The organism is Streptomyces sp. NPDC020898 (genome assembly GCF_044333925.1).
GTDB lineage: Bacteria > Actinomycetota > Actinomycetes > Streptomycetales > Streptomycetaceae > Streptomyces.
Genome location: NZ_JBIRRV010000008.1, coordinates 203,265 through 223,088 on the forward strand (window position 1 = coordinate 203,265; position 19,824 = coordinate 223,088).

Below are 19,824 nucleotides of genomic sequence, written 5' to 3' on the forward strand. Positions count from 1 at the left end.
GGGTTTGCCGTAGCCAAAGGAGCACCTATGGGAGCATGGGGATATAAGCCGTTCGATAATGATACCGCCGCCGACTTTGCTGGCGATCTAGACGATGCGCCTCAGTCTGAGCGGATCGAGATGCTGCGCGCGGCTCTCGCGGCGGTGGCGGACGATGTCAGCTCCCACGTCGACGGAGGTGGGGCGGAGATTGCGATCGCCGCCGCCGCTTTGACCGTCCAAAAAGTTGACGGTGGTGAAGAGTTTCAATCGGAGGTGTGCGGACCCTCTGGCGAGCTCCCAGAAATCCCGAAAGATCTAGTTTTCTTGGCGCTCACCGCGGTATCTCGACTGCTCCTCAAGGATAATGATCTGTGGGACGACTGGAGTCGAGGAGGGGACGGAGAGGAGTGGCTTGCGATGCTCCAAAGATTGAAGTTGGTGCTCGGCAAGAAAAGTGCCGCTTCTCAGGAATCTCTTTGGTAAGTACTGCATGACAGAACGGGGAACTATCGATTGCTGAAACGGCGTCGATCATCCCGATTCCGGGTTGTGTATATCCATCTCTGATGGATGCTCTTGGGTGCGCCACTGGTTCAGCTTCGAAAGCTTGATCGTGGCGAGTTTGACAAGGAGTACAAGTGAAGTACTACTGCTGGATTCAATACCCTGGAACGCTGTTAGTTATTTTTGGTTTGTCGGCTACCGGATGCTCGCCTTCCGGAAGCAGCGCGGCTGGCGCCTCGGTGCGCCCGGCGGCGTCGAGTCCTGCCGCTGCCCCGGAATCGCGCGCGCTCACTCAGGCCGAATTGGAGGCTGTCAGGTTGACTGAGGGTGAGATAGCGGGCTACAGGATCACGCACGGGGATGAGACGTTGGCGGATCTGGAGAAGCTGAAGATTGACGCCTCCCCGGCCGAATGCGTGCCCCTGGCGGAGATGATTTTCCGAGCGCGAGGCGAGAAGGCGACCGGGTATTCGCGGTCCTATGTGACAGAGAAAAGGAGTTTCGCTGACACTATGCCGGTGATTTTGACTAGTTATCCTCCAGGTGAGGCGGAGCGGGCGTTCTCAAGCATGGAGAAGTCTCTCTCTGCTTGTCGGACCCTGGATTTCCGTTCGCGGTATGGAGGTTCTATTCGCGCAAAAGTCTCAACCGGCGCAGTGGCGGAGGTGGGTGATGAAAGTGCTCACGTGAAAACTTCGCTCTCGAAGGATGGAATTGACACGTATGATTCATATGTTCTCGTGCGTACTGGCAGCGTGATCGTCTACGTCCATGGACATGGTGGTATGAGTAGTTCCTTGTCGGAGCAGCAGAAGAAGCGGTTCATGCCGGTCGTGAAGGAGGAGCTCATCTCCCGGCAGGTGGCCAAGGTGGAGGCGGCTCTGCAGACGGGGTCGGCTGTCTGACTGCGTTGGCAGAATCCCGTGCGTCGTCATGACGACGGCCCCAGCCGCAGCGGCGAAGGCCGTCGTGAGGCTCAGGCAGAGAGATTTCCGCTTTTGACGGAGTCGACGAACGATGACCAAGCTGCCGTTATGAAGATGACCGCAGGTCCGTGCGGGTTCTTGGAATCGCGGACCGGTATGCCGTCGGGGTGGTTGTCTGATACTTCGATGCAGCCGCCGTCCCCGTTGTCGCTGTGACTGGATTTGCGCCAAGCAAATATGGTCGACGCATCAGGAATCGTCTTCAAGTTCATACTCTTTCAAATATCTGCGGATCAGATCGAGTGATTCGTCGTCCGTGAGGGCCAGGGACCGTGCTACGTCAAACTTCTGCGTCAATTGAAGAACTCTGCTCGGGGATTCTACCAATTCACCAGTTGTGAAGCTTTCGATGGCTGCAATCGTCTCGCCGTCGCGCAGGGTTCGCAAGGTGAGACTGCCGCCGAGCACGGGGTGCGCACCTGTGTCGAACGAAAGCACCTGGACGGTCACGTGCGGGCGATCGGCCATTTCTAATACCTGCCTGATCTGCTCCGCCATGCACCTTCGACCACTAATTGGGCGCCTGAGTGCAGATTCGTCAATGATTGCCCAATAATAAGGCGGTTGGTCGCGGTCTAGGATTCGCTGCCGTTTCATTCGGACGGTAACAAGCTCGGCAACCTGCTCGTCGGTCTTGCCCGGTTGTGATCTCCGGAAGAGTGCCCGTGCATATTCGGGAGTCTGGAGAAGTCCGGGGACGATGCTACTCGTGATGACCTGGATGCGCGTGGCCTCGGCCTCTTTGTAGAAGGCCACTCGGAAGTAGTCCGGAACGAGCGTGTCGTGCGCCAGTTCCAGCAACTCGACCAAGATGCCGTCGGCGTCGAAGAACTCGTCCAACGTGTTGACCAGTGCCTCTGAAGGTAACTGCTCCCCAAGCTCCACGCGGCCCAAGTAACTGTGCGAGTAGCCGCCCACGCGTTCGGACAGCTGGCGTAGCGACAGATCCTTGCGTTCGCGGAGTCGTCGTACCCGCCTGCCGAGCCTGACCCGTGGCGTGAGCTTGGCGTCTTCGCTGTTCAGCTCCACTCCGTCGAACCTCTCCTCGCGCCAACTCGCTGTCACTCAAGGACGTTCGGTGACAGTCCAAGCATGTACCCGACCGGCACCTTCGGTCATCTTGGTGACGGTTGGAATACAGCGCGTAACTACCCGTCTGATCGGGGTGCGCACACACGAAGCGTGAGGTGTACGGAGTGACCACGACGCAACACACGGACGAACAGACCCCGGAGCACGGGGCGTTGGTCTACGACCCGGTGGCGGGCAAGGCGGGGGAGTACCAGGACAAGGTGGGGCCGTACGCGATGCTGCGCCCCGTGGGCGGGGGTCGCGAGTGGCAGGCCGACCCGGCGTTGATTCGCCCGGCGACCCCGGCGGAACGGCTCAGTGCCGAGGTCAAGGCAGTCAACGAGCGTGCCGGGCGGGTGCTGTGAGCGCGCCAGGCTTCGATGTGAGCGGTCCGCCCGTTCCGGTGGACAACTGTGGGACGTGCGCCGAACTCGCCGAGTGCCGTGAGACGGCGCGCTCGGTGTTCGACCGCAGTGCGGAGACGGACGCCAACGTGTTGATGCGTCAGCACCAGCGGCGCGAGCACCCGGAGGCACCGCGAACGACCCGGCGGACGTTCCGGTACGTGCCGTTCACGATCGTGCAGGACGTGACTGCCGAGCCGGAGTACGCGACGAGGTGCGTTTCGGGGGACGAGTTCGAGTGCGGGGCTGAGTCTGGTGTGCAGGGTCATCCGGCGGATGTCGAGGAGTGGCAGCGCAGGCACATGCAGGAGACGCGGCACGCGCGGTACCGGCGTACGTTCGCGGACTACGCGGTCATGGAACCGCCGGACGGAGTCGCCGCCGGACTTCCGGCCGGCCTCGAACCGGCGCGCGTCGTGCGGGCACGTACGTCGTGAGGCGTTTACGCAGTTGGAAGGTCACGACCGACGACGCGGTCTGGAGTGGAGTGCTTACGGCGATCAGCGTCGGTGGCCTGTTGGCCGTGATCGTCGTCGTTGCCTGGCACCCGTATCCGTGAGGGGACACCCCCCTCATCCTCCGTAGCCAACGAGAAACTTCCGCGCCCCCTTCAACCTTTCCGCCTCGAGCGCGCTCAAGAAGAGGTGAGGAAGAGGCGGGTGAGGTGGATGAGGTGTGTGGTGCGTATGAGGCGTGTGAGTCATTGCCTTGTGGGAAACGGGAGGGTGGATGTCGGCGACGGTCCGGCAGCGGGACTTCGAGGAGTACGCGCGGGCGGGGCGGCAGCGGCTTTACCGGACGGCGTATCTGTTGTGCGGCGACCGCGAGCACGCCCGAGACCTGGTGCAGGCCACGCTGGCCCGGCTCTTCCAGCACTGGCACCGGGCGAGCCGGGCCGAGCACCTCGACGCCTATGCCCGTACCGTCCTGACCCGGCTGTTCCTGCACGAGCGGCGGCGCCGGCTGCGCGATCTGCTCGCCCACGCCCGCCCCGACCCCGCGCCCGCCGTGCCCCGACCCGATCTGCGCGTCACGCTCATGGCGGCGCTCGGCGAACTCCCGCCCCGCGCACGGGCGATGGTCGTGCTGCGCTACTGGGAGGACCTGAGCGTGTCGGAGGTGGCCGCGCAGTTGCGGTGCAGCGAGTCCACGGTCAAGAGCCAGTGCTCCCGTTCCCTGACCCGGCTGCGCGCGGTGCTGGGCGAGGCCCATGTGTACACCGCCGAGTACTGAACCGCCCAGCAGCGAAAGGGACATCCGTGCACGACACGCCACCCGGCCCGCACGAGCCCGGGCCCGACGCAGCGCTCGTCGGTGAGCTGAGGGAGTTGATGGAGCAGGCCGCCGCCGGGCTCGCGCCGCTGCCCGATCTCACGCAGGAGGCGGTACGCCTGGGCAGGCGCCGCCGGTTCCGGGCGCGGGCCGCCGTGGTCGGCGCGGTGACCGGGGTCCTCGCGGCCGGGGGCATCGGCTCGGCCGCACTCGGTGGCGTGCTGGACGGAGGTCAGGCGTCCCCCTCGGTCCGCTCGGCCACCCCGGCCGCGCCGCTCACACCGGTGCCCACGCCCGAAACGACGCTCGCACCGACGCCCGTGCCCGAGGCCACGCCCGACGCCGTTCACCGGAAGCGGGCGGCCGAGGCGCTGAGCCTTGCCCTGGGCGACTGGATCGGGCCCGTCACCCCGTCGGGGTCCGACCTCTTCGTGGCCCGGCGGGACGGACACGCGTTCCCCGTACGGTTCCAGGCCGTGCCGGACGGTTCGGAGGGCGTCGCCCCCTGCCCGGGCGCGGTGGAACTCCTGGAACCGGAATCGACGGAATCGCCAGGATCAAACTGCCGTACGACGTGGCAGCCTGACGGTCGGATCGAGGCGCGGGTCACCGTGGCGTACGGCGAAGTGTCCGGTCTGCGTTCCGTGAGCGTGCTCTACCGCTACGCGGGCAGCACCGTGAAGCTGGCCGTCGACCCCGACACGGCCGCCGGGGTCTCCCCGCCCGTCACCGCCGACCAGGTGCTGTCCGCGGCGGTCTCGACGGTGTTGCTGCCCGAGGCGAAGTACCTGGCGGAGGGCTCCTTGGCGAGTGCGAGTGCGGGTGTGAGTTCCAGTGCGAGCGTGCGTCCGACCGGGGCGGGCGGTGCCGACGATGCGTGAGCGCCGTACAGCCCAAGGGCCGCGCCGCCGGATCGCCTTACGCAGGCGGCGTCAACGCCGGACCCGTGTACGCGTGACGGTCAGCCTCGCCGCGGTCGGTACGGCGGCGATGCTGGCGCTTCTGCCGCAACTGCTGCCCGACGGCGCGTCGCAGGCGGGCACCGCCCGTACCCCCGGCACGGCCTCCCCGAGCCCCAGCCCGAGCTTCGACGACCCCACCGCCTCCGAGTCACCCACGCCCTCCACGTCCCCCAAGCCCTCCAACTCCCCGGACGCCACGAACACTTCCCGAACTGGAAACGGACCCGGGAACGGCGCCTCCTCGCAGCCCGCCATCCCCCGGTCCGGACCCGGCACCTTCGCCACCGCGCCCCTCACCACCACCGGCCCCGCCTCCGGGACCCCCTACCGGGTCCAGGTCGAGGACGGCGCCGGCGTCGACCCGGCGGACGCGGCCCGGCAGATCGCCGTGATCCTCAACGACCCGCGCGGCTGGGGCCAGGCAGGGGCCAGCTTCCGTCAAGTCACCGACGCGGAGGCCGAGTTGGTGTTCCGCGTCGCCACCGCGACCACCACGGACCAGCTGTGCAACGTACGGCAGCCGGACCACATCGGAGAGGTCAACTGCCGTACCGGACCGAACGTGGTGATCAACCTCAAGCGCTGGCAACTGGGTTCCCCCGAGTTCGCCGGGCCGCCGGTCGAGTACCGCGCCCTGATCGTCAACCACGAGGTCGGCCACTGGCTCGGCCGGGGCCATCTGACCTGCCCGGGCCCGGGCCGCCCCGCGCCCGCGATGATGCAGCAGATCGACGGCCTCAAGGGCTGCGTGTCCAACGCCTGGCCGTACGACACGCAGGGCCGCTACCTGGACGGCCCCGCGGTCCCGTGAACCGCCGGGGGCAGGGCCGGCCCTCGGGACCGGCCGACGCCCGGCGTCGCCGTCGCACGGGCCGGCCGGGCACGGCACCTGTCCGGTCGGTCACCGTCTCACCATGGAGCGCCGAAAGCCCGGTTGTCCCGGGTCGCCCCCGGGACTTCGTCCCGGGGCAACACCATCAACGCGCCGTTCAGGAACGGGAGTCGACCTCCGTCCCACACCGCATCCGCCGCTCCGTGCCTACCTCCCGTACCGCCCCCGTCAGCCGCAGTCGCGCCGTGTGCCGCACGTCCGCACTCGACGCCCCCAACCGCAGCTCCAGCGCCCCCGGTTCGACGATCCGCCGCCCCTCCCGATCCGTGAACGCCGAGAGATCCGCGTGGAAGCGGAACGTCACCCGGCTCGCCGCCCCCGGCGCCAACTCCAGCCGCTCGTAACCGATCAGGCGCACGTCCGGCCGGGTCACCGAGGCCACCGGGTCGTGCAGATACAGCTGGACGACCTCCGCCCCGGCCCGCGCACCCGTGTTGCGGACGGTCACCGACACCTCGTACGAACCGTCCGTGCCGACCTCCGCCTGGTCTCCCTCTTCGAAGTCCTCCCAGGCGAAGGAGGTGTACGACAGGCCGTGCCCGAACGGGTACAGCGGTGTCGGGTCCAGGCTGCTCACCTCGCCCGCCAGCCCCAGCGGTGGCTGGAGGTACGTCCACGGCTGGCCCCCGCGCTCCCTGGGCACGCTCACCGGCAGCCGGCCCGACGGGGTGACGCGGCCCGCCAGCACTCCCGCGACCGCCGGGCCGCCCTCCTCTCCGGGGAAGAACGCCTGGACGGTGGCGGCCAGTTGACCGTGCCAGCGGCCCAGGGCGTACGGCCGGCCGGTGAGGAGTACGAGCACCACCGGTACCCCCGTCGACACCAGCGCGTCCAGCAACTCGGCTTGCACGCCCGGCAGTTGCAGGTCCGCCACATCGCAGCCCTCACCGGACGTGCCGCCGCCGAACAGGCCGGCCCGGTCGCCCAGTACCGCCAGGCACACATCCGCCTCGGCGGTCCGGGCCACCGCCTCCTCGAAGCCCGCGGTGTCCGGGTCCGAGGTGCCGCAGCCCTCCGCGAACGTCACCTTGGCGTCCGGGAGTTCGGCCCTCAGCGAGTCCAGGAGGGTCGGGATCTCCAGGCCGACCGGGGTGTCCGGATGGTTCGGGAGCACATGGGACGGGAACGAGTAGCAGCCCAGCATGGCCAGCGCGTCCGCCGCCCTGGGTCCGACGACCGCGATGCGGGTGTCCGGGGCGAGGGGGAGCAGCCCGGCCGGGTTGTCCAGCAGCACGACCGACTCCTCGGCCAACCGGCGGGCCAGCGCGCGGTTTCCGGCCGAGTCGAGGTCGATCGTCGCGGCCCTCGTCTCGGCCGTCTCCGGCTCCCAGTCCTCGTCCAGCAGGCCCAGCTCGCACTTCTGCGTCAGGACCCGCCGCGCCGCCCGGTCCACCAGCGACTCCGGTACGTCTCCGTCCCGTACGGCCGCCACCAGCGCGTCGCCGTAACTCCGGATCGTCGGCAGCTCGACATCGATGCCGGCCGCCAGCGCCGCGTGGGCGGCCTCGGCCGGCGTACCCGCGACCCGGTGCAGGGTCTCCAGGAAGCCGATGCCGAAGTAGTCCGAGACCACGGTTCCCGTGAACCCCCAGTCCTCGCGCAGGAGTTGGGTCAGGAGATGCGGGTCGGCGGAGGCCGGGACGCCGTCCGTCTCGTTGTAGGCCGCCATCACCGAACGCGCCCCGCCCTCGCGCAGCGCCATCTCGAAGGGCGGCAGGGTGACGTCCGCGAACTCCCGTACGCCGGCCCGGACGGGAGCGAGGTTGCGGGCACCGGCCGAGGACGCGTACCCCGCGAAGTGCTTCAGCGTGGCGATGATCCCGGCCGACTCCAGGCCCCGGACGTACGCCGAGCCGATGGTGCCGACCAGGTACGGGTCCTCGCCGATCGTCTCCTCCACCCGGCCCCAGCGCGGATCCCGTACGACGTCCATGACCGGGGCGAGGCCCTGGTGGACGCCGACCGAGGCGAGGTCCCGGCCGATGCGGGCCGCCATCGCCTCGACCAGCTCCGGGTGGAAGGTGGCGCCCCAGGCCAGGGGGACCGGGTACGCCGTCGCGCGCCAGGCCGTGAAGCCCGCCAGGCACTCCTCGTGGGCCAGCGCCGGTATGCCGAAGCGGCCCGCCTCGGCGATCCGGCGCTGGGCGCGGGCCAGTGCCTGCGCGCCCAGCGCCGGGTCCACGGGGGCCGTACCGAAGGGGCGGGTGAGCTGCCCCAGGCCTCGGGTGATCAGCTCGTCCCACGCGTAGTCCGCGGTCATGTCGTGCTGGTGCGGGGCGACCCCGTGACCGTCTGTCGAGGCGCCCACCCACACGCCGTAGAGCTGGGCGGTCTTCTCCTCCAGGGTCATCCGGGAGAGCAGGTCGTCGACGCGGGCGTCGGCCGGCAGGGCGCGGTCACGCCAGGGGGCGGTCGTCATGAAACTCCTGTCAGAGTCTGCGAGTTCACTTTCGCTGGCTGCGTCGTCCCGGGTGCTCATTTGCCGCCCACGCCCATCAGGCCGCCGATCAGCGCACGCCGGGCCACCAGGTAGACGGCGAAGATCGGGATGCCGGAGAGGACGACCGACGCGAGCAGGGCGGGGATGTTCACGCCGAACTGGCTCACGTAGTTGAAGAGGCCGAGGGTGAGGACGCGGGGTCCGTCGGACTGGGTGAAGATCAGCGGGAAGAGGAAGCCGTTCCAGGCCTGGAGGGCGGAGAAGATGACGACCGTGCTGATACCGCCCTTGGCCAGCGGGATGGCGAGCTGGAACAGCATCCGCTGCGGGGAGGCGCCGTCCAGGGCCATCGCCTCGTACAGATCCTCCGAGACGTCCCGCAGCGTGCCCACGAGGACGAGCACCGAGACCGGCATGGCGAAGGCCGCCGTCGGCAGGATGACCGCCAACAGGCTGTCGTACAGGTCGAGTTTGGCGATGAGCAGGTAGAGGGGCACGACCACGGCCTGGGCGGGGATCGCCACGCCCAGCAGGAAGAGGCGGAAGGCCAGGCCCGACCAGCGGTCGCGGGTGCGGACGGCGACGTACGCGAGCGGGATGGAGAGGCCGAGGACGATGGCCACGACCGCGACGGCCACGATCACCGTGTTGCTCAGCAGGTGCCAGAAGCCGGAGTTGAGGACGGTGTTGTAGTTGTCGAGAGTCGGATCGGTGGGCGGCTTCAGGGGGTTGCCGGTGAGCGCCTTGTCCTGGCTGGTGAGCGAGGCCGACAGCATCGCGTAGATGGGGATGATGACGATCGTGAGCCAGACGGCGGAGCCGAGGCCTGCGAGTGGGTTGGCGCGCCTGGTCCAGTGCTTGCGACGACGCCCGGCCGGCCGCCGCCCGGGCTGTTCCGGGCGCTTGTCGGCGGTCGTGGGGCGGGGGAGCGTGTCGTGTGACATGTCGTCACATCCCTTCGCGGGTACTGCGCATGCGGCCGAAGCCGGTCAGTCGCACGAGGAGCACGGACAAGCCTGTGGCGGCCACGACCAGGAAGGACGCGATGGCGCTCGCGTAGCCGAAGTCGTAGCTCTTGAAGCCCGCCTCGTACATCAGGTACGGCAGGATCGCCGTGTCCGTGCCCGGGCCGCCCTTGGTGAGGATCAGCACGGTCTCGAAGTACGTCAGCAGGCCGACGACCATCAGGACGGTGGACGTCGTGATGGTGTGCCGCAGCTGTGGGAGCGTGATCGAGAAGAACTGGCGGTAGCGGCCCGCGCCGTCGATCGCCGCCGCCTGGTAGAGGACCTCGGGTATCTGGCGGGCCCCGCCCTGGTAGATCAGGGTGTGGAAGGGGATGAACTGCCAGGCGCCGACGAAGACGATCGCGAGGAACGCGCCGCTCGACGAGCCGAGGATGTTCTCCCGGATGACGCCGAAGTTCGGGTCGAGCAGGGCGTAGAAGAGCAGTGCGATCGCCGTCGAGGAGAGCAGGAACGGGACGAAGAAGATCGCGGAGAGGATCGCCCGGTTGCGCTGACGGCCCGCCGCCCAGACGCCGAGCAGCAGAGAGACCACCGTCTGGAAGGCCCAGCTCACCACCATCAGAAGGACGGTGAGCCCGAGCGACTGTGTAAGCCGCGGATCGTCCAGCAGCTTCTGCCAGTTGGCGAGGCCGACCGGTTTCGGGTCGCCGAGGCCGTCCCACTTGGTGAAGGAGAGATAGAAGGCCAGGGCCATCGGGACGACCGCGAAGAAGGTGAAGAAGAGGACCGCGGGAAGCGCCCAGACGGCGCTCGGCCGCCCGGCCCGCACCTTGCGTACCTTCACCGTCTCCTCGTCCCGGTGAGTGACCGTAGAGCTCACTTCAGCCCCTTGCAGGCCGACACGAACTCACTGGGCGACGACTTGCCCGTGAACAGCTTCCCGATCTCCGTGTGCATCTTCGTGCCCAGCTCGTCGCCGAGCGCCTGGTCCCAGGAGAGCGTGAAGGCGGGTGCCTTCTGGACCAGGTCGTACTGGAACGTCGCGTACTCCGGGTTGGGCGCGGAGGACAGCAGCGCCGCCGCGTTCGAGGTCGTCGGGACGTCGCCGAGGGCGACCAGGTCCTTCGCGTACGCCTCGGACGCGCAGTCCTTGAGGAAGGCGATCGCCGCGTCGCGGTTCTGCGTACGGGGGTTGATGGACCAGTAGTTGGTGGGGTTGCCGACGACGTTGCGGACGTCGCCGGCGCCGTCCTCGATCTTCGGGAAGGCCGCCCAGCCCAGGTTGTTCTTGGCGAAGTCGGGGAACTTGCCGAGCTGCGTCGAGTACTCCCACGAGCCCATCAGGTGCATCGCCGCCTTGCCCTTGGCGAATACCGCCGGGGCACCGCCGTTGACGTACGACACGGAGGTGAACTTGGAGCCGAAGGCGCCGTCGTCGATGAGTTCCTTCACCATCTCGGCGGCCTTGAGGACCGCCGGGTCGCCCCAGCCCTCCGCGTCGCCGTCCTGGATGCGCCGGAAGACCTCGGGGCCGCCGATACGGTCGACCAGGTACTCCAGCCACATCAGTTCGGGCCAGATGTCGGAGCCGCCGAGGGCGAAGGGGGTGATCTTCGCCTTCTTCAGCTTGGTGTTGATGTCGAGCAACTGGTCCCAGGTGGTGGGCGGTTGGAGCTTCTGATCGGCGAAGACGGACTTGTTGTAGAAGAGGATCACCGGCTGCATGCCGCGCATCGGTATGCCGTAGTGGCGGCCCTTGAGGTCACCGGCGGCGAGTACGGAGGGCAGGAAGCCGTTCTTCAGTACCGGGTCGTTCTCGATGATGTCGGTCAGGTCGACGATCTTGTCGGCCGCCTCGTACGCCTTGATGGAGCCGCCGCCCCAGTTGAAGAAGACGTCCGGGGCACTGGGCGACCCCATCGCCGTACGCAGCTTGGGCAGATAGTCCGAGCCCGGGATCTTCTCCAGTTTGACCTTGCCCTTGGCCGTCTTCGCCGCCGCGGACCTGTTGAAACGGTCAACGGCCGCCTGCTGCACCTTCACAGCGTCGTCCCCGTACACGAACGCGGTGATCGTGTCCCCGCCTCCGCCCCCCGAACCCTCACCCGAGCCGCAGCCGCTGAGGCCCGTGGTGAGCAGGGCGGAGGCACCGGCACCGAGCACCCAGCGCCTGCTGAACGCCGTACCGGTGGCCCCTGTGGACCGCCCTCTGTTGGACTCCATGACAGCACCTCTCGCGAATGTTCTGAACGAATCCGAACGAATCTTTCGGGTGGCACTTCGAATGTTCCGGGAACTTATGGCGGGCGAGGGGCTTCGTCAAGAGTTGGCGCAGGGATACGATCGCCTCCATGAGACCCCCGAAAACCGTTGAAACACAGACGACACCGCAGTCCACCCAGACCGCGACGCTCGCCGAGATCGCCCGCGAGGCAGGTGTCTCGGCTCCGACTGTTTCGAAGGTGCTCAACGGTCGCGCCGATGTCGCCCCGGCGACCCGCACCCGCGTCGAGGACCTGCTGCGGGCGTACGGCTACCGGCGCCGCCGCGCCGAGGCGAGCCGCTCCCCGCTGATCGACCTGGTCTTCCACGAGCTGGAGAGCGCCTGGGCGATGGAGGTCATCCGGGGTGTCGAGAACGCGGCGCGGGAGGAGGGCCTGAGCGTCGTCCTGTCCGAGAGTGCGGGCCGCCTCACCCCGGGGCGGACCTGGGCCGACCAGGTCGCCGCCCGCCGCCCGCACGGCGTGATCCTGGTCCTGTCCGGCCTCGACGAGTCCCAGCGGGCGCTGCTGACCAGCCGCTCCATCCCGTTCGTGGTGATGGACCCGGCCGGCGACCCCGGGGACGACGTGCCCTCGGTCGGCGCCACCAACTGGCAGGGCGGCCTGGCGGCCACCCGCCACCTGATCGAACTGGGCCACACCAGGATCGCGGCGATCAGCGGCCCCTCCCGGATGATGTGCAGCCGCGCCCGCGTCGACGGCTACCGCGCCGCCCTGGAGACGGCGGGCCTCCCGGTCGACCCGGCGCTGATCAAGGTCGGCGACTTCCACCACGAGACGGGCTACCGCACCGGCCTCGAACTCCTGCGCTCCCCGGACCGCCCGACCGCCGTCTTCGCCGGCAACGACCTCCAGGCCCTGGGCCTGTACGAGGCCGCCCGCGAACTCGGTCTGCGCATCCCCGAGGACCTGAGCGTCGTCGGCTTCGACGACCTCCCGATCGCCCGCTGGGTCGGCCCCCCGCTGACGACCGTACGGCAGCCCCTGATGGAAATGGCCGAAACAGCGGCCAAACTCGTCCTGAACCTGGGCCGCGAGGACGGCACCTCGGGCGCAACCAGAGTGGAACTGGCAACAAGCCTGGTGGTACGCAACAGCACGGGGGCGCCCCCGGCGCCCCGCTAGGGGCGCGGGGAGCTGCGCGACCAGCCACAACGCACCCGCAGCCGATGTACCACCGTGTTAGTGGTGCAGTTGTTATTGACGTGCGATGCAAGACACCCCACACTGCCCCGAAGTCAATCGGTTGAACAGCCGAAACTTTCGGAGGCACCCGCAATGAGCCCCTCCAGAACAGCTTTACGATCACGCCTGATAGCCCTCCTCACCGGCGCAGCCACCGCCGCCGCACTGCTCCTGGCCGGGACGGCAACCTCAGCCCACGCCGCTGACCCCCCGCTGCGCGATCTCGCGGCGGCCAAGAGCAAAGTCATCGGCACGGCAGTCACCGGAGGCAAACTCACCGGCACGTACGGCGACCTCGCCGGCACCCAGTTCAACGCGCTCACCCCGGGCAACGCGATGAAATGGGAGTCCGTGGAGCCCAGCCGGGGCACCTACAACTGGGCCGAGGCCGACCAGATCGTCGCCTTCGCCGAGGCCCACGACCAGCAGGTACGCGGCCACACCCTGGTCTGGCACAGCCAGAACCCCGGCTGGCTGGCGAACGGCACCTGGACACCGGCCCAGCTCAGCACGATCCTCCAGGACCACATCACCACCGAAGTCACCCGCTACAAGGGCAGGTTGGCGGCCTGGGACGTGGTGAACGAGCCCTTCAACGAGGACGGCACCTACCGCTCGACGCTCTGGTCCGACAACCTCGGCACCGACTACATCGCACAGGCCCTGACGTGGGCGCGAGCGGCCGACCCGACGGCGAAGCTCTACATCAACGACTACAACGTCGAGGGCGTCAACGCGAAGAGCACCGCCCTCTACAACCTGGTCAAGTCCCTGAAGGAGCGCGGGATCCCGATCGACGGAGTGGGCCTGCAGGCGCACCTGATCCTCGGCCAGTACCCCTCCACGTTCCAGCAGAACATCCAGCGGTTCGCCGATCTGGGTGTGGACGTGGCGATCACGGAACTGGACATCCGTATGCAACTGCCCGCCACGGACGCCAAGTTGACTCAACAGGCGACCGAGTACAAGGCCGTCATGGACGCGTGCGTGGCCGTGACCCGGTGCACCGGTGTGACGGTCTGGGGCTTCACGGACTCCGACTCCTGGATCCCGGACGTGTTCGACGGATACGGCGCGGCGACCCCGTACACGGAGAACTTCACCCCGAAACCGGCGTACTACGCGATCGCCCAGTCGCTCGGCGGCACCCCGTCGACGGAGGGCTGCACGGCGACGTACGGCGTCCCGAGCCAGTGGAACACCGGGTTCACCGGGCAGGTGACGATCAGCTGTTCCGCGGGCCGGTCGCTGTCGTCGTGGAAGGTGAACTGGACGTACGGCGCCGGGCAGCAGCTCACGCAGGCCTGGAACGCCACCTGCACCCAGTCGGGCGCGGCGGTGTCCTGTGCGAACGCCTCGTACAACGGGTCGGTACCGAGCGGCGGTTCGGTGAGCTTCGGGTTCAACGGGACCTGGAGCGGGAGCAACCCGGTACCGACAGTGACCCTGGGCTGAGAAGTCTGAGAATTTCCGAAGAATGCCGGGCTTGCGCCCGCGCCCGTAATAATTCGGACGTACGTTCTTCCGTGTGACGGGAGACGAGGATCAGGCGTCGGACGACGGGGGCGCGGGCAGACAGGTGGGCCGACGGTCGTCGCGCTGGGTGAAGGCCGTTGGCTTCACGCTGGCCGGTGCCCTGGTGCTCACCGCCCTCGGCGCGGGCTATGCCTACTGGCACCTGAACCGCAACATCAAGAGCGTCGACATCAACAGCGCACTCGGCGACAACCGCCCGCCGAAGACGCAGCCGCTGCCGTCGACATCCGCGTCCGCGTCGGCGTCCCCGCTGCCGAGCGAGGCGCTGAACATCCTGGTGCTGGGGTCGGACTCGCGCAGCGGCAAGCGGAACCAGGCACTCGGCGGCGGCAGCAGTGAGGGCGCGCGGTCCGACACAGCGATGGTCGTCCACCTCGACGCGGGCCGCACCAAGGCGACGATCGTCAGCATTCCGCGCGACACGCTGGTCACGCGCCCGTCCTGCCCCCTGTCGGACGGGGACTCGACGGAGGAGGCGTACCGCGTCATGTTCAACACGGCGTACTCGGTCGGCGGCCCGGTCTGCGCGGTCAAGACGGTGGAGTCGATGACGGACGTCCGCATGGACCACTACCTGGAGATCGACTTCGCGGGCTTCGCGGACCTGGTGGACGCGCTCGGCGGCGTCACGGTCACCACGGACGAGGACATCCACGACGAAGACAGCCACCTCGACCTGAGGGCGGGCGAACACCACCTCGACGGCACCCAGGCCCTCGCGCTGGCCCGCACCCGGCACGGTGTCGGCGACGGCAGCGACCTGGGCCGGATCGAACTCCAGCAGAAACTCGTCAAGGCCCTCCTCCAGCAGATCTCCTCGACGAACCTGCTGACCAGCCCGGCCCAGCTGTACAAGGTCGCCGACGTGGCGACAGCCAGCCTGACGACGGACACCGGCCTCGACTCCCTCACCGAACTGATGAGCCTGGGCCAGAGCCTGCAGGGCCTGTCTGCGGACGACGTGACGACGGTGACGATGCCGGTGGTGCCGGCGCCGTCCGACGCCAACCGGGTGGTCGCGGAGGAGCCGGAGGCGGCGGAACTCTGGGCGTCCTTGCGCTGAGGGGGCACCGGGTTCCCGGGGTTCCGCGAAGAAACTTTCGCGGCCGTGTCGATCCCGGCCCTCCCCGTTCGACGCACAGGTGAGAGCCCGGAAAGGAACCGGGCCCCGCCCAAGGAGGACCCCATGCCCCGCTATCTCTCCCTCGTCCAGATCGACGAGTCCACCGCTCCCGCCGAGGGCCCCAGCCCCGAACTGATGCAGCGGATGGGTGAGCTGATCGAGGAGATCACCAAGGCCGGGGTGATGCTCGACACCGCCGGGCTCACCCCCACCGCACAGGGCACCCGGATGCACTGGCAGGACGGCAAGATCTCCGTCACCGACGGGCCCTTCACCGAGTCCAAGGAGATCGTCGGCGGCTACGCCATCATGCAGTGCAAGGACAAGGCCGAGGCCCTTGAATGGACCAAGCGGTTCCTGAAGGTGCACGACGAGCACTGGACGGTGACCTGCGAGGTCCGGGAGATCGCGGAGGGCTGAGCCACCCGCTCAGTACGCCCCTGACGCCCCTGACGCCCCTGGACCTCTTGGCGACCTTTCGGCTTGCTTGGCCGATCGCCGCCGACGGTGTCTGATGGTGGGCTGTGACCCAGCAGCCCACCTCCGACCCATCGCCCGAACGGGCGATCACCCGGACCGTCGAGACCGTCTTCCGCCTCGAATCCCCCCGCATCATCGCGGCCGTCACCCGCACCGTCCGGGACGTGGGAATCGCCGAGGAACTGGCCCAGGACGCCCTGGTCGCCGCCCTCGAACAGTGGCCCCGCGACGGCGTCCCCGACAACCCGGCCGCCTGGCTCATGACCACCGCCAGACACCGCGCCGTCGACCTGATCCGCCGCCGCGAGACCTACGCCCGCAAGCTGGCGCAGATCGGCCGGACCCTGGAGACGACCGTCCCGCCGCCCGAGCCCTCGGCCCCCGACGACATCGACGACGACCTGCTCCGCCTCGTCTTCACCACCTGTCACCCAGCCCTCTCCGCCGAGGCCCGCATCGCCCTCACCCTCCGCCTCCTCGGCGGCCTCACCACCCCCGAGATCGCCCGCGCCTTCCTGGTCCCCGAGGCGACGGTCGCCCAGCGCATCGTCCGCGCCAAACGGACCCTCGCGACGAAGAACGTCGCCTTCGAGGTCCCGTACGGCCCGCAGCGCGAGGCCCGACTCGGCTCGGTCCTGGAGGTCATCTACCTGATCTTCAACGAGGGGTACGCCGCCACAGCAGGCGACGACTGGCTGCGCCCCGCCCTCTGCGAGGACGCCCTGCGGCTGGCCCGCGTGCTGTCGGGCCTGATGCCCAAGGAACCCGAAGTGCACGCGCTGACCGCCCTGTTGGAGCTCCAGGCGTCCCGCTCGGCGGCCCGCACGGGCCCGTCGGGAGAGCCGGTGCTCCTCAAGAACCAGAACCGCTCCCGCTGGAACCGCATGCTGATCGCCCGCGGCTTCACGGCCCTCGCCCGAGCCGAAGCAGCCGGCGCCACGACCACCACGTCAGGACCGGGCCCGTACGCCCTCCAGGCCACCATCGCCGCCTGCCACGCCCACGCCCACTCCTACGAGGACACCGACTGGCCCCGCATCGCCACCCTGTACGCGGCCCTCGCCGTCCGATCCCCGTCCCCCGTGGTCGAGTTGAACCGTGCGGTGGCCGTCTCGATGGCGGAGGGCCCGGCAGCAGCCCTCCGCATCATCGCCCCCCTGACCACCGAACCGGCCCTACGCGACTACCACTTGCTCCCCAGCGTCCGAGGCGACCTCCTCCTACGCCTGGGCCGCAAGACGGAGGCACAGGCGGAGTTCCTACGAGCCGCCCAACTGACCCACAACGAACGAGAACGGTCCCTACTGCAAGCCAGAGCGAAGGAGTGCGGCTAGGGGACAAGACACGTGCCCCGCACGGACGCGCCCCGACAGGGGCGCGGGGAACTGCGTGAACGGCCCCCCACCGGGCCCGCAGCCCCCAAACCGCCCAACCAGCGGAGCTCACCGCACGGACGCGCCCCCGACAGGGGCGCGGGGAACTGCGCGACAAGCCCCCACCCACCCGCACCCAAACAACCGCCCCCCAGCGGAGCGCTAACGAACGGGATGCCCCACAAGCATCGCCGGCGCCCCCGCCACCCGAGTCAGAAACACCGTCGCCGAGTGGGGCCCCCGAGGCTTCACCATCTTCCGCAACTCCTCCGGCTCGACCGCCGACCCCCGCTTCTTCACGGTCAGCACCCCGACCCCCCGCTCCCGCAGCAGAGCCTTCAACTTCTTCACACCGAAGGGAAGTTGATCGGTGATCTCGTAAGCGGAGGCAAACGAGGTAGCCCGCAGCTCATCCGCCGTCACAAAGGCGATCGTCTCGTCGATGAGCCCCCCGCCGACCTCCTCGGCCACCTCCGCCACCAGATGCGCCCGGATGACGGCACCGTCGGGCTCGTACAAGTACCGTCCCACCGGACGCACTTGAGGATCGGGCAACCCCCGCCCGACCAGAACACGCGGCCCAGGAAGCAGAGTTGCCCGCACCACCCCGGGCCCGGGCTCGGCCCCGAACCACAGCACGGCCTCCTTCACATCACCACCGTCGGAGATCCACTCGGCCCCGGCCGCAGAGGGAATCGCCTCGTGCGGCACACCGGGAGCGATCTTCAACGCGGCCAGCGGAGCCTTCTCCGCCGCCCCCACGGCCCAGGACAACGGCGGTGAGTACGCCTCGGGATCGAAGATCCGCCCCCGCCCTCCCCGCCGCGCCGGATCGACGAACACGGCGTCGTACGAGGACGTGTCGACGTCCGTGACATCCGCCTCCCGCACCTCCACCATCTCCCCGATCCCCAGCGCCTCGACGTTCGCACGCGCGACGGCCACGGTGAGCGGATCCCGGTCCACGGCGAGGACGCGGATGCCGGCCCGGGCGAGCGCGACCGCATCGCCCCCGATCCCGCAGCACAGGTCGGCGACGGAGGTCACACCCAACTCCTTGAACCGCCCCGCCCGGTACGTCGCCACACTCGCCCGGGTCGACTGCTCGACCCCGTTCGGCGTGAAGAACATCCGCTCGGCGTCCCCCGCACCGAACTTCACCGCCGCCCGCTGCCGCAGCCGCGCCTGTCCGAGCGCCGCCGAGACCAGTTCGACGGGGTACTCGCGGCGCAGCCGGGTGGCGACGGCCAGTTCACGGGCCGGCTCGGTGCCGCGCACCTCGTCGAGGAGGGCGCGGCCCTGAGGGGTGAGCAGGGCGGCGAAGGCGGCGAGGGAAGCGGCGGGCTCGTTCACCGGGTCATTGTCCGCCAGACGGTGGACGGCGGGCTTCCGGTGCCGGTGTCGGGTCTTCCTCGTATCGCAGGCCTGGGAAGATCCGGCACCATGCGGACAGTAGGACAAAATGACAAAAAGTGGACCTCGCGCGGACTGTGCGCGGGGACAGCCGTACTGGCCCTCATGGTCGGCTGTGCCGCCGAGAACGCCCCGAAACCGGTACGCCCCGCCGCCGGCCAGCCGCTCCGCCTCCACGAGCCCCCGGCCCGCGCCCTGGCCGCGTACGCCCGAAAGCTGGCCCGGACGCACGCGGCCCGCGCAGCCGCGGCCAAGCGCTGGGGCCTGGCCCAGGTCCCCCTGACCGCACCCCCGCCCCCCGCCCGCAAACCCCACCTCACCACCCGCAAGGGCTTCGAGGTCGACGACCACGAGAAACGCGGCCTGCCCCTCGTCTTCACCACGATCCCCACCCGCCACAAAATCGTCTTCCTCACGATCGACGACGGCGCCGAGAAGGACCCCGCGTTCCTGCGGATGATGAGCGAACTGAAGATCCCGTACACCGCCTTCCTCAGCGACTACCTGGTCAAGGAGGACTACGGCTACTTCAGGAAGATGCGCGACCTGGGCGTCGTACTCAACAACCACACCCTCCGCCACCGCTACCTGCCGGCCCTCTCCTACGACCGGCAGAAGGCCGAGATCTGCGGCATGCAGGACGTGATCAAGAAGCGCTACGGCAGCCGCCCCACCCTCTTCCGCCCGCCCTACGGAAACTACGACGAGGACAGCCTGCGCGCCGCGAAGTCGTGCGGTGTGACGCACGTACCCCTGTGGAACGAGGAGGTCTTCGCCGACCACTGGGACTACCGCGAGTGGGACCGGGACCTCCACCCCGGCGACATCGTCCTCAGCCACTTCCGGGGCAAGGGCGACGGGAAGGGCACCATGCCCGACATGGTCCGCCGCTTCATGAAACTCGTCACGGCCAAGGGGTATGCGGTGGCCCGCCTGGAGGACTACCTGTGA

Annotated in this window: 20 protein-coding genes; 13 read left to right on the forward strand and 7 right to left on the reverse strand. The window is 68.7% G+C overall.

Annotated elements, in window-relative coordinates:
- Positions 1–27: 27 nt before the first annotated feature.
- Together ACH4TV_RS25820 and ACH4TV_RS25825 are read left to right on the forward strand one after the other, a co-directional pair.
- The gene (locus ACH4TV_RS25820) at positions 28–465 is read left to right on the forward strand and encodes a DUF4259 domain-containing protein (RefSeq protein ID WP_398401968.1); all 438 of its coding nucleotides are present in this window, start codon (positions 28–30) and stop codon (positions 463–465) included.
- 338 nt (positions 466–803) lie between these two features.
- On the forward strand, positions 804–1,391 hold the full coding sequence (locus ACH4TV_RS25825; RefSeq protein ID WP_398401970.1) for a hypothetical protein: 588 nt from the start codon (positions 804–806) through the stop codon (positions 1,389–1,391).
- 71 nt (positions 1,392–1,462) lie between these two features.
- On the opposite strand, the gene ACH4TV_RS25830 is transcribed toward ACH4TV_RS25825, so the two are convergent.
- Positions 1,463–1,684, reverse strand: coding sequence for a DUF397 domain-containing protein (locus ACH4TV_RS25830; RefSeq protein WP_398401972.1), 222 nt, complete (start codon positions 1,682–1,684; stop codon positions 1,463–1,465).
- The gene (locus tag ACH4TV_RS25835) at positions 1,662–2,501 is read right to left on the reverse strand and encodes a DUF5753 domain-containing protein (protein ID WP_398401974.1); all 840 of its coding nucleotides are present in this window, start codon (positions 2,499–2,501) and stop codon (positions 1,662–1,664) included. The genes ACH4TV_RS25830 and ACH4TV_RS25835 overlap by 23 nt, the downstream gene beginning before the upstream one ends.
- Before the next feature lie 167 nt (positions 2,502–2,668).
- Between ACH4TV_RS25835 and ACH4TV_RS25840 the strand changes: the two genes are divergently transcribed.
- The 5 genes from ACH4TV_RS25840 (at position 2,669) to ACH4TV_RS25860 (ending at position 5,992) form a co-directional block, all read left to right on the forward strand.
- Positions 2,669–2,908, forward strand: a complete 240-nt coding sequence (locus tag ACH4TV_RS25840; protein ID WP_398401976.1) for a hypothetical protein — start codon at positions 2,669–2,671, stop codon at positions 2,906–2,908.
- Positions 2,905–3,384: a hypothetical protein gene (locus ACH4TV_RS25845; protein WP_398401978.1), complete on the forward strand. Its 480-nt coding sequence runs from the start codon at positions 2,905–2,907 to the stop codon at positions 3,382–3,384. Before ACH4TV_RS25840 ends, ACH4TV_RS25845 begins: the two co-directional genes overlap by 4 nt.
- Positions 3,385–3,676: 292 nt before the next feature.
- Entirely contained in the window at positions 3,677–4,180 is a 504-nt protein-coding gene (locus ACH4TV_RS25850) for a SigE family RNA polymerase sigma factor (RefSeq protein ID WP_398401980.1), read from the forward strand.
- Between the two features lie 26 nt (positions 4,181–4,206).
- The gene (locus tag ACH4TV_RS25855) at positions 4,207–5,100 is read left to right on the forward strand and encodes a hypothetical protein (RefSeq protein WP_398401982.1); all 894 of its coding nucleotides are present in this window, start codon (positions 4,207–4,209) and stop codon (positions 5,098–5,100) included.
- A gap of 73 nt (positions 5,101–5,173) precedes the next feature.
- Positions 5,174–5,992 (forward strand): DUF3152 domain-containing protein, encoded by an 819-nt coding sequence (locus ACH4TV_RS25860; RefSeq protein WP_398401984.1) that lies wholly within the window; start codon positions 5,174–5,176, stop codon positions 5,990–5,992.
- Positions 5,993–6,170: 178 nt separating this feature from the next.
- Here the strand turns inward: ACH4TV_RS25860 and ACH4TV_RS25865 are convergent, their stop codons facing one another.
- Genes ACH4TV_RS25865 through ACH4TV_RS25880 form a run of 4 tightly spaced genes read right to left on the reverse strand, consistent with a single transcriptional unit; the run spans position 6,171 to position 11,704 of the window.
- A complete protein-coding gene (locus tag ACH4TV_RS25865; protein ID WP_398401986.1) occupies positions 6,171–8,492 on the reverse strand; it encodes a glycoside hydrolase family 3 N-terminal domain-containing protein in 2,322 nt (773 codons plus the stop codon).
- Between the two features lie 56 nt (positions 8,493–8,548).
- Positions 8,549–9,457, reverse strand: coding sequence for a carbohydrate ABC transporter permease (locus ACH4TV_RS25870; RefSeq protein WP_398401987.1), 909 nt, complete (start codon positions 9,455–9,457; stop codon positions 8,549–8,551).
- 4 nt (positions 9,458–9,461) lie between these two features.
- Positions 9,462–10,361 (reverse strand): carbohydrate ABC transporter permease, encoded by a 900-nt coding sequence (locus tag ACH4TV_RS25875; protein WP_398401989.1) that lies wholly within the window; start codon positions 10,359–10,361, stop codon positions 9,462–9,464.
- Positions 10,358–11,704 carry an ABC transporter substrate-binding protein gene (locus tag ACH4TV_RS25880; RefSeq protein ID WP_398401991.1) on the reverse strand — a complete coding sequence of 449 codons (1,347 nt, stop codon included), beginning with the start codon at positions 11,702–11,704 and terminating at the stop codon, positions 10,358–10,360. Before ACH4TV_RS25880 ends, ACH4TV_RS25875 begins: the two co-directional genes overlap by 4 nt.
- A 128-nt stretch (positions 11,705–11,832) precedes the next feature.
- Between ACH4TV_RS25880 and ACH4TV_RS25885 the strand changes: the two genes are divergently transcribed.
- From ACH4TV_RS25885 to ACH4TV_RS25905, 5 genes are all read left to right on the forward strand, one after another.
- The gene (locus tag ACH4TV_RS25885; RefSeq protein WP_398401993.1) at positions 11,833–12,888 is read left to right on the forward strand and encodes a LacI family DNA-binding transcriptional regulator; all 1,056 of its coding nucleotides are present in this window, start codon (positions 11,833–11,835) and stop codon (positions 12,886–12,888) included.
- 153 nt (positions 12,889–13,041) lie between these two features.
- Entirely contained in the window at positions 13,042–14,403 is a 1,362-nt protein-coding gene (locus tag ACH4TV_RS25890; RefSeq protein WP_398401995.1) for an endo-1,4-beta-xylanase, read from the forward strand.
- Positions 14,404–14,476: 73 nt separating this feature from the next.
- A complete protein-coding gene (locus ACH4TV_RS25895; RefSeq protein ID WP_398401997.1) occupies positions 14,477–15,547 on the forward strand; it encodes an LCP family protein in 1,071 nt (356 codons plus the stop codon).
- A gap of 123 nt (positions 15,548–15,670) precedes the next feature.
- Entirely contained in the window at positions 15,671–16,027 is a 357-nt protein-coding gene (locus ACH4TV_RS25900) for a YciI family protein (RefSeq protein WP_398401999.1), read from the forward strand.
- Positions 16,028–16,131: 104 nt separating this feature from the next.
- The gene (locus ACH4TV_RS25905; RefSeq protein ID WP_398402001.1) at positions 16,132–17,421 is read left to right on the forward strand and encodes an RNA polymerase sigma factor; all 1,290 of its coding nucleotides are present in this window, start codon (positions 16,132–16,134) and stop codon (positions 17,419–17,421) included.
- A 201-nt stretch (positions 17,422–17,622) separates the two neighbouring features.
- Here the strand turns inward: ACH4TV_RS25905 and ACH4TV_RS25910 are convergent, their stop codons facing one another.
- Positions 17,623–18,813: a methyltransferase domain-containing protein gene (locus tag ACH4TV_RS25910; protein ID WP_398402003.1), complete on the reverse strand. Its 1,191-nt coding sequence runs from the start codon at positions 18,811–18,813 to the stop codon at positions 17,623–17,625.
- 90 nt (positions 18,814–18,903) lie between these two features.
- On the opposite strand from ACH4TV_RS25910, the gene ACH4TV_RS25915 reads away from it, so the two are divergent.
- Positions 18,904–19,824: a polysaccharide deacetylase family protein gene (locus tag ACH4TV_RS25915; protein ID WP_398402005.1), complete on the forward strand. Its 921-nt coding sequence runs from the start codon at positions 18,904–18,906 to the stop codon at positions 19,822–19,824.

Bases quoted from the DNA above. Each gene is read 5' to 3' on its own strand.
- ACH4TV_RS25885 (WP_398401993.1), top strand. From the start codon at position 11,833: ATGAGACCCCCGAAAACCGTTGAAACACAGACGACACCGCAGTCCACC.
- ACH4TV_RS25865 (WP_398401986.1), bottom strand. From the start codon at position 8,492: ATGACGACCGCCCCCTGGCGTGACCGCGCCCTGCCGGCCGACGCCCGC.
- ACH4TV_RS25915 (WP_398402005.1), top strand. From the start codon at position 18,904: ATGCGGACAGTAGGACAAAATGACAAAAAGTGGACCTCGCGCGGACTG.
- ACH4TV_RS25900 (WP_398401999.1), top strand. From the start codon at position 15,671: ATGCCCCGCTATCTCTCCCTCGTCCAGATCGACGAGTCCACCGCTCCC.
- ACH4TV_RS25850 (WP_398401980.1), top strand. From the start codon at position 3,677: ATGTCGGCGACGGTCCGGCAGCGGGACTTCGAGGAGTACGCGCGGGCG.
- ACH4TV_RS25880 (WP_398401991.1), bottom strand. From the start codon at position 11,704: ATGGAGTCCAACAGAGGGCGGTCCACAGGGGCCACCGGTACGGCGTTC.
- ACH4TV_RS25870 (WP_398401987.1), bottom strand. From the start codon at position 9,457: ATGTCACACGACACGCTCCCCCGCCCCACGACCGCCGACAAGCGCCCG.
- ACH4TV_RS25890 (WP_398401995.1), top strand. From the start codon at position 13,042: ATGAGCCCCTCCAGAACAGCTTTACGATCACGCCTGATAGCCCTCCTC.
- ACH4TV_RS25820 (WP_398401968.1), top strand. From the start codon at position 28: ATGGGAGCATGGGGATATAAGCCGTTCGATAATGATACCGCCGCCGAC.
- ACH4TV_RS25830 (WP_398401972.1), bottom strand. From the start codon at position 1,684: ATGAACTTGAAGACGATTCCTGATGCGTCGACCATATTTGCTTGGCGC.